Raw genomic sequence first — 4,112 nt, forward strand, 5'->3', positions numbered from 1 at the left:
CCGTGCCCACCGACATAGATGCCGTTCCAGTCGATGACCTGGATCTCGGGCTCGTAGTCCGGCCCCCGCAGGACGCCGTAATCGAGGTCCGCGCCGAGGGCGGGGGCGCTGACGCCGAGGGTGAAACCGGCCAGGAGCGCGAGGGTCGCGGTACGCATCGTTGTCGTCCTCACGGCGTCAGACCGAGGGTTCGGGTGCTGAGCCTGTGCTTTGGTTTTACTTGAGTAACCTTAACGGTCCGTTGCGGCCCCTCGTGGACGCGGCTCGTCGAACCGGGACGCGCGGTGCGCGTCCCCGCATTTCAGGCCTACTCGTAGGGGTTCCGGTTCCAGCGCGGGAGCGACACGTCCGCCAAGGGGCCGGACAACGGGCCGGCGGCGCCGGCGAAGCTGTAGCGCAGGCCGACGCGGACCTCGTGCGCGGCCAGATCCTTGAGGCGCGAGGCCGCGCCGTAGGCGTCCTCCCCCGTCTTGGCGCGGCCGAGATCGACGTAGCGGTAGCTCGTGTCGAGGCTCAGGCCGTGGCCGATGTCGTAGGAGACGCCCCCGGTCAGGGCCCAGGCCAGCGAGGTGACGGAGCGGCTGGGGCGGCGCGCGGCGTCGCGGATGCCTGGGGGATTCCCGTCGCAGATGTCGGTCAGGCAGGTCGTCTGGGTGTAGGCCTTCGTGAAGCCCTTGTCGGCGAAGCCGACGCCGGCGCCGAGATAGGGGGTCAGCCCCCACCAGGTCCCGAGATCGGCGTAGACCGTCACGAGTCCGGTGAGAACGTCGATCTTGCCGGCCTCGATGTTGTAGCCGTCCACGTATCGGGAGCCGGAGGAATAGGCGCTGTAGCGCGACCCTAGGCGCTGATCGATGGTCGCGTCAACGCGCAGCCAGTTGTTGAGACGATAGCCGACGCCGCCGCCGTAGCCCGGCACCGTGTCGAGGTGCATCCGCTCGAGCGGGGTCAACGGCGTGCCGTCGGCCGGCGGCCGGGTTGCGTCGCGGGGGCGCGCGTAGTCGCTGACAGTGGCGTCCACCCGAAGGTACCAGCCCTCCCCGATGGCCACCGGCGCCACTTGCGGCGGCGGTGGCGGCAGCAGATCGGCCGCCCGAACCGTACTTGCCAGCCCCGCGCCGGTCATGAGACCCGCGACGACCGTGACGGTGAAAGAATACGACCCGGCCATGACGCCCTCTTACGCAACACAACTTTTGGCTGGTCCCGCGATGCTTTCCGCCGTGACACTTGCCTCGGGGCTATACTGCGCTGCAAATATTAGGGAGGGCTTAAGGCTAACGCCGTGTGGCCGACTTCTGGTCGGCTAGAGGGTCGTTCGAACCCGGGGCCGGCGCCCAGACATGCGAACGGGGGCACGGATCTCGCGATCCGCACCCCCGCCCCGTCTCGTCGTCCAGATGTTGCCCGAAGGACAGCCCAGATACCGTCCGATGGTGGCCGATCAGTACTTGCGCACGAGGGGGGCCGGCTCGCGGTACTCGGCCACCGGGGCGATCACGCCGCCACCGAGCAGCCAGCGCATGCCGATCCGCACGTCGTGCGAGGTCACGTCCTTGACCTTGTAGAAGGCGCCGACGCAATCCGAGGTGTTGAAGCAGTTCACCGGGTTCGAGGCCACGTGACCCAGGTTGAGGTAGCGATAGCCGAGCTCGAGCTTGAGGTTCGGCGTCACGCTGTAGCCGAGACCGGCCATGGCCGCCCAAGCGAAGGTGTTGGTGGTCTTGTCCTTGGCGATGCCGTAGCCGTACTGAGCTTCGCCGTAACCGCGATCGTTGAAGCCGGAGAGCTGGTGGAAGGCGGTGCCGACGCCGCCGCCGATGAAGGGCGTCACGCCGTACCAGGTGCCGAGGTCCACGTAGCCGTTGGCCATGACGACGACGGAGGAGAGGTTGCCCTGATAGGCGTTGATGCCACGGCATCCGCCGACGTTGCAGTTCTCGCCGTAGCTGTCCTGGAAGGTGATCTTTCCGCCGCCACGATACTCGGCGGTGATGTCGCCGTGGAAGTAGGAGCCGAACTGGTAGCCGACGCCGCCGCCGGCGAAGAACTGATCGTCGATCGCCTTCTGGTCGTAGCGATAGTTCGGAACGTCCGTGGCGAGGTTGCCCTTGGAAAGGGTCGTGGTGAGACCCCCGATGCTCGTCGCGCCCACACCGACATCGCCGCGCAGATACCAGCCGCCGCCGATCTCGACGGGCGGCGGCAGGGGTTCGGGGGGCAGCGGGGGCAGCAGATCCGCCGCTTGGGCGAGGCAGGGCGCTGCCACGCTCGCAATGAGCGTGATCGAGCGCGCCAAGGCGGAAAGCTTGGTGCGGCGCATCGGATGTCCTTGTGGTGACCTTGAGCCGGAAGCGCGAGACACCGGCGGGATGACCAGGACACTCTGCGGGACAACGGTTAAGTCGGGTTTAACGTTAAATCTTATCCTTGCGGAATCGTTACGGTGACGCCGCAGCGCCCGGTTGGGATCGGCGCCGACGGGCGATAAGGTCCGTGCGATGACGCCCGACGACGTTCGACGCCTCGCCGTATCCTTTCCCGAAGTCAGCGAGGGCGCTCATAGCGGCCATCCCGACTTCCGGGTCGGCGGCCGCATCTTCGCGACGCTCTGGGTCGAGGAGGAGCGCGTGGTCCTGCGCCTCAGCCCGGCGGACCAGGCCGCGTGGATCGCGGCCGAGCCCGACCTGTTCGAGGCCCTCGACGGAGCCTGGGGCCGGCGCGGATGGACGAGCCTCAGCTTGTGGGAGGCCGAGGCGGAAACCGTCACGGCGGTGCTGCACGCCGCCTGGCGGGGCGTGGTCCCGGAGGCCTACGACCGGATCTGAGCGGATTCAGGCGGCCGCGCGGGTCACGGCCTCCACCACCTCGTCCACGACCTCGAGGACGAGGCCGCGATCGTCGCCCTCCGCCATCACGCGGATCACCGTCTCGGTGCCGGACGGCCGGATCACGAGGCGGCCGGCATTGCCGAGGCGCTCGCGGGCATGCGCGATGGCGGTGACCACGGAATCGGCCTGCAGCGGCTCGCCGGAACGGTAGCGCACGTTCTTGAGGATCTGCGGAAGGGGCTCGAAGCAGTGGCAGACCGCGCTGACCGGGCGCTCCTGGCGCTTGACCACGCTGAGCAGCTGGAGGGCCGCCACGAGGCCGTCGCCGGTGGTGGCATAGTCCGACATGATGATGTGACCGGACTGCTCGCCGCCGAGGTTGAAGCCGTGCTCGCGCATGTGCTCCAGCACGTAGCGGTCCCCCACCGCCGTGCGGGCGAGGGTGAGGCCGATGCCGCCGAGGTAGCGCTCCAGGCCGAGGTTGGACATGATCGTCGCCACCAGCCCGGGCTGGGTCAGGCGGTCGTCCTCCTTCCAGGAGCGGGCGATCACGGCCATGAGCTGGTCGCCGTCGACCGACTGGCCCTTCTCGTCCACGATGAGTACCCGGTCGGCGTCGCCGTCGAGGGCGATCCCGATATCGGCGCGCAGTTCGCGCACCTTGGCGGCGAGCGCCGCCGGGGCGGTGGAGCCGACGTCGCGGTTGATGTTGAAGCCGTCCGGCTCGACGCCGATGGCGATGACCTCGGCGCCGAGTTCCCACAGGGTCTCGGGCGCGACCCGGTAGGCGGCGCCGTTGGCGCAATCCACCACGATCCGCAGGCCGTCCAGGGTGATGTTGCGGGGCAACGAGCGCTTGGCGAACTCGATGTAGCGGGCATGCACGCTCTCGATCCGCTTGGCGCGGCCGAGGTCCCGCGAGCCCGCGAGGCGCTTGTGCAGCTCGCCGTCGATCAGGGCCTCGATCTCGCGCTCGACGTCGTCGTTCAGCTTGAAGCCGTCCGGCCCGAACAGCTTGATGCCGTTGTCCTCGAAGGGGTTGTGCGAGGCCGAGATCATCACGCCGATATCGGCGCGCATGGAGCGGGTCAGCATCGCCACCGCCGGGGTCGGCATCGGTCCGAGCTGGAGCACGTCCATCCCCACCGAGGTGAAGCCGGCGATCAGCGCCGTCTCGATCATGTAGCCGGAGAGCCGGGTATCCTTGCCGATCACCACGCGGTGGCGGTGGTCGCCGCGCTGGAACACGAGGCCCGCCGCCTGGCCGACCTTCAGGGCGAG

4 protein-coding genes are annotated in these 4,112 nt (G+C 68.7%); 1 reads left to right on the forward strand and 3 read right to left on the reverse strand.

The genetic code is table 11. From position 1 onward, the window contains the following. Positions 1-307: 307 nt before the first annotated feature. Together K2X24_RS10890 and K2X24_RS10895 are read right to left on the reverse strand one after the other, a co-directional pair. Positions 308-1,126, reverse strand: a complete 819-nt coding sequence (locus K2X24_RS10890; protein WP_292497784.1) for an outer membrane beta-barrel protein — start codon at positions 1,124-1,126, stop codon at positions 308-310. A 318-nt stretch (positions 1,127-1,444) separates the two neighbouring features. Next, positions 1,445-2,323 (reverse strand): outer membrane beta-barrel protein, encoded by an 879-nt coding sequence (locus K2X24_RS10895; protein WP_292497777.1) that lies wholly within the window; start codon positions 2,321-2,323, stop codon positions 1,445-1,447. A gap of 178 nt (positions 2,324-2,501) precedes the next feature. On the opposite strand from K2X24_RS10895, the gene K2X24_RS10900 reads away from it, so the two are divergent. After that, positions 2,502-2,828, forward strand: coding sequence for an MmcQ/YjbR family DNA-binding protein (locus K2X24_RS10900; RefSeq protein ID WP_292497779.1), 327 nt, complete (start codon positions 2,502-2,504; stop codon positions 2,826-2,828). A 6-nt stretch (positions 2,829-2,834) separates the two neighbouring features. On the opposite strand, the gene glmM is transcribed toward K2X24_RS10900, so the two are convergent. After that, a partial coding sequence (gene glmM, locus K2X24_RS10905; protein ID WP_292497781.1) for a phosphoglucosamine mutase occupies positions 2,835-4,112 on the reverse strand: 1,278 nt, incomplete at its 5' end.

It is taken from the genome of Methylobacterium sp. (assembly GCF_019750675.1).
Taxonomy (GTDB): domain Bacteria; phylum Pseudomonadota; class Alphaproteobacteria; order Rhizobiales; family Beijerinckiaceae; genus Methylobacterium.

Bases quoted from the DNA above. Each gene is read 5' to 3' on its own strand.
- K2X24_RS10890 (WP_292497784.1), bottom strand. From the start codon at position 1,126: ATGACCGGCGCGGGGCTGGCAAGTACGGTTCGGGCGGCCGATCTGCTG.
- K2X24_RS10895 (WP_292497777.1), bottom strand. From the start codon at position 2,323: ATGCGCCGCACCAAGCTTTCCGCCTTGGCGCGCTCGATCACGCTCATT.
- K2X24_RS10900 (WP_292497779.1), top strand. From the start codon at position 2,502: ATGACGCCCGACGACGTTCGACGCCTCGCCGTATCCTTTCCCGAAGTC.